This window comes from Psychrobacter sp., from assembly GCF_018260395.1.
Taxonomy (GTDB): domain Bacteria; phylum Pseudomonadota; class Gammaproteobacteria; order Pseudomonadales; family Moraxellaceae; genus Psychrobacter.
Genome location: NZ_JAGLBC010000173.1, coordinates 1 through 4,277 on the forward strand (window position 1 = coordinate 1; position 4,277 = coordinate 4,277).

4 protein-coding genes are annotated in these 4,277 nt (G+C 38.3%); 3 read left to right on the plus strand and 1 reads right to left on the minus strand.

Annotation, left to right across the window (positions count from 1 at the left end; all coding sequences use genetic code 11):
* Nucleotides 1-138: 138 nt before the first annotated feature.
* From QZ265_RS09985 to QZ265_RS09995, 3 genes are all read left to right on the plus strand, one after another.
* Entirely contained in the window at nt 139-435 is a 297-nt protein-coding gene (locus QZ265_RS09985; RefSeq protein WP_296405794.1) for a Trp family transcriptional regulator, read from the plus strand.
* Nucleotides 436-497: 62 nt separating this feature from the next.
* The gene (locus tag QZ265_RS09990; RefSeq protein WP_296405796.1) at nt 498-1,913 is read left to right on the plus strand and encodes an anthranilate synthase component I family protein; all 1,416 of its coding nucleotides are present in this window, start codon (nt 498-500) and stop codon (nt 1,911-1,913) included.
* A 79-nt stretch (nt 1,914-1,992) separates the two neighbouring features.
* Nucleotides 1,993-2,646, plus strand: coding sequence for an aminodeoxychorismate/anthranilate synthase component II (locus tag QZ265_RS09995; RefSeq protein WP_296405799.1), 654 nt, complete (start codon nt 1,993-1,995; stop codon nt 2,644-2,646).
* 266 nt (nt 2,647-2,912) lie between these two features.
* Here QZ265_RS09995 and QZ265_RS10000 read toward each other — a convergent pair.
* On the minus strand, nt 2,913-4,277 hold a 1,365-nt coding region (locus QZ265_RS10000; protein WP_296405801.1), incomplete at its 5' end, for an aldehyde dehydrogenase family protein.

Sequence of the window (4,277 nt, forward strand, 5' to 3'; positions counted from 1 at the left end):
GTCTACGGGCTGCTTTTTTTTGTCTAAGCTTTAACCCTGATGTTGAATCAAAGGTTTACAAGTTTGTTCTAGTGTACTAGAATACCGATACAATTTGAATTTTATCCTTTGCTATTATCCAAATCGACTTTAAAAAATATGACCAATAATACGCCAGATGCCTATCATAGCTTATTACAACACTTAGCTGAGTTGTCAGACCGACAAGAAATACAGTCGTTGTTGGCGGCTCTATTGACTGATAAAGAGCTGCAAGACATCGCCAATAGGGTAAGAATTTTTGACTTACTTGAACAAGGGGTCACTCAAAGAGTTATCGCACAGCAATTAGGTGTCGGGATAGCTACGGTATCAAGAGGTGCTATAGCGCTTAAACGCTATGAACAAGAGGCTATAAAAGAACTATTAAAGGTTCATCGCAGGGAGTTAAAATAATTCAACTGGCTTAATTATCTATTTTTTATTATTAACACTTAGCATCTAATTGGAATTTATTTATGAGCAACACATTTTGTGATAATCAGCCACAAATGATTGATATCCCAAGCAAACCTGTCCGTATTAAATTAACTGAAGACATTGATTTTTTTGAATTATTTAAACGCATTGAAGCACAGTTTGATACCTGTTATTTATTAGAGTCTCTAGGCGCTGAAGGTCATATGTCGCGACATCATGCTATTGGGTTTTCCCCTATTATGACCATAGCCGCTTTGGGTCAAGATACCTTATCAATCACTGATAATCTAAATGGTAAAACCCGCGACTATAAAACTGACAATCCCTACCAATTATTACGTCAGATTACACCGCAACATGTGCTAGCCCGAGACCAAACCGGTGGTCTAGTAGGCTATCTTGGTTATGACAGCGTCAACTACTTCGAACCCAGCCTACATGCCAAATCCAGCGAGCATTTTGAAGCTTTTAAATTTGGGGTATATTTAGACGGCTTAACGTTAGACAAAATGACCGGTGAAATTTATTATTTTTATTATCCTACTGGGCAGCAGCACAACCGCATCGATAAAGTTAAATCTTTGTTAACAGCCCCTGCTCCTAATTATCAATCCCCTAGCGTAGAATTTATTGGCGATGGTATGAGTCAAGAGCAACATGCTGAAGCGGTCATGCGAGTTAAAGAAGATATTATTGCCGGACGAGTTTTTCAATGTGAGGTTGGATTCAAATCAAAATATAGAATCATTGGCGATCATATTCCTATTTATGAAAAGCTACGTCAGGTTAATCCTTCGCCGCATATGTATTTTATGAAGTTTGGGTCGCAGCGTATTATTGGTGCATCCCCAGAATTATTGTTTAGGTTGCGTCAGGGAGAGATGGAAACGTATCCTTTGGCAGGTACTGCTAAGCGCGGCAAAGATGAGGTTGAAGACCGTCAATTGGCACGTGCATTATTAAACGATGCCAAGGAAATTGCTGAACACAATATGTTGGTTGATTTGCATAGAAACGATATAGGGCGTGTGGCAAGATTTGGTACCGTCAAAGTCCGAAGTCTTATGGACATAAAACGATATTCTCATGTTCAACACATCTCATCTGAAATAGTAGGCGTCCTACATCCCGATGAAGATATGTTTACGGCGCTAGCGAGTAACTTCCCAGCTGGTACTTTATCTGGAGCACCCAAGATTGAAGCCATTAAAATTATTAATGAGCTTGAGCCCGATGGCCGTGGCGTTTATGGTGGTGCATTAGGGTCTTTTAATTTTAATGGCGACTGTATCTTTGCCATTCCTATTCGCAGCTTGTTTATTAATGGTGATGAAGCTTACGCCCAAACGTGTGGCGGTAACGTTTATGACTCTAATCCAGAAGATGAATACTTAGAAATTCAACGTAAATTGTCTGCCATGAAAGTGGTGCTAGACAGTTTTATCAATGCTTAAAGTTTTTAAAATAAGCTGTATTAAAATTATCTAACATAATTAAAAAGTATAAACGGCCCATGCCAACCAAGGATTAGCAATGAATGTTTTAATTATTGATAACTACGATTCGTTTACCTTTAACCTATACCAATATGTCGGTGAAATTCTTCATACTGAATTGAATCAACAATATCCTAATAGTAAAGTTTCCGTTAAACGCAATAATGAAATCAGTTTGGAAGAAATAAAATCTCAAAATTATGACCGTATAATCATCTCACCCGGTCCTGGTTCTCCAGATGATCCTGCTTATTTTGGTGTGTGTAGTGACGTCATTAAATCGCTGGGACCGACTGTACCTTTGTTAGGTGTATGCTTAGGTATGCAAGGTATCGCTCACGTATTTGGTGGAGACGTGGTACGTGCTGGCGTGCCAATGCATGGCAAAACCTCACCGATTCGTCATGATGAACAAGGGGTGTATTATGGATTGCCCCAAGAGATTGAAATTATGCGCTATCATTCCTTAATGGTGAAAGCAGATAGCCTTCCTAATTGCTTACAGGTTACCTCAGTGGTGTCTAATGAGGCCTATGCTAGCCAAGACTTAATGGAATATGTTAACAATGGCGAGGAAATTATGGGTATCCGCCATAAGCAATTTTCCATTCAGGGTGTTCAATTTCATCCTGAATCGTTTGCAACAGAAGGGGCTAAACGGTTATTGACTAACTTTTTATTACAGGTATAAGGCTGCTTTGATACATGATATCCAGATTCATGTTAGTCAAAGAATAAATTACTTATGGTATGAATAACTTCTGATATAAGGTTTTAGATAAAGTTTTTATTAGCAAAAATAGCACCTATTTTAAATTAAAAAAAAGAGGTCAGTAATAGTACTAACCTCTTTGCTTCAAATATGACTCTATTATTAACACTGGTAAGTTGTAATTTGACTTAAATAAAAGCAATTAATAACCGATCAATAAGCCTAAATTCTCATTTAAAAGCCAGCTATTTATAAGTATGAATAGTATGAACTGAAGTGTATTCTGTTAAGCCTTCATCACCAAATTCAACACCGAAGCCAGATTGCTTTACGCCACCAAAGGGAGCTATTGGTAATACTGCAGCATGATTGTTAATCCAAACGGTACCGCATTCCATTTTTTCAGCAACTTCACTCGCTTTAGCGATATCTTTAGACCATACAGAACCACCAAGACCAATCTCTAAACCATTTGCCCCTTTAAGCGCTTCTTCAATGGTACTAAATTTAATGATTGGTAAGATAGGACCAAACTGCTCAGTATCTACTAGCTTTGATCCGTCTTTGATATTACTAACCAATGTGGGTGGATAAAAGAAACCTTCTTCATTAACGATTTCACCACCGCAAAGGAAAGTTGCTCCTTGTATTTTTGCATCTTCAGCAAGATCTTTGACGATATTCAATTGTTTTTCGTTTTGCAGAGGACCTAAATCGGTATCTTCATCTAAACCGTTACCATTTTTCATGCTAGTAGCTATCTTGGTAAGTGCTTCACATAAGTGATCATGTACAGATTCATGAACATACAAGCGTTTTAAAGCGGCACAAGTTTGACCGTTATTAATGAATGCAGAGGCAAATATTTTCTCAGCGATATCGTCAACATCAACATCATCTAATACGATACCCGCATCGTTACCACCAAGCTCAAGCGTTAATCGTTTTAAGTTCACTGCCCCACTCTTCATGATAGCTTTACCAGTAGGAGTAGATCCTGTAAATACAATTTTACGGATATCTTCATGACCTGATATTAATGCACCAAGCTCACCTGCACCCGAAACTATATTTAGCACACCAGGAGGAAGAACTTGCTGAGCAATTTCTCCAAATCGAAGCATGGTTAAAGGCGTCATTTCTGAGGGCTTCATTACCACAGTATTACCAGCCAACATGGCAGGAATGATGTGCCATATGCTAATCATTAACGGGAAATTCCAAGGTGTAATAGAGCCAACAACTCCTAAAGGTTTACGATGGATTTCAACTTTGAAGGAATCATTTTCTTCAATAACTTCAGTTTTTAATTCAAAGTCTGCTGTCGTTCTGATCCAATTTAGAGTCATATCAAACTCAAAACCTGCACCTAAATTTCCAAAGCCTTTTAATGGTTTGCCTTGTTCCTTAGATAGTAAGGTTTTTAATTCCTCTGCATTCTCTTCAACCGCATCAGCAAGCTTTAATAACATATTACGACGTTCTGAATGTTCAAGCCCTGACCAACTTGGAAAAGCTGCTTTTGCAGCAGCAACGGCCTCATTTAGCTCTTTTTCTGTCGCTAATGGCGCTTTAGCTACAACAGATTTATCAGCTGGATTTAATACATC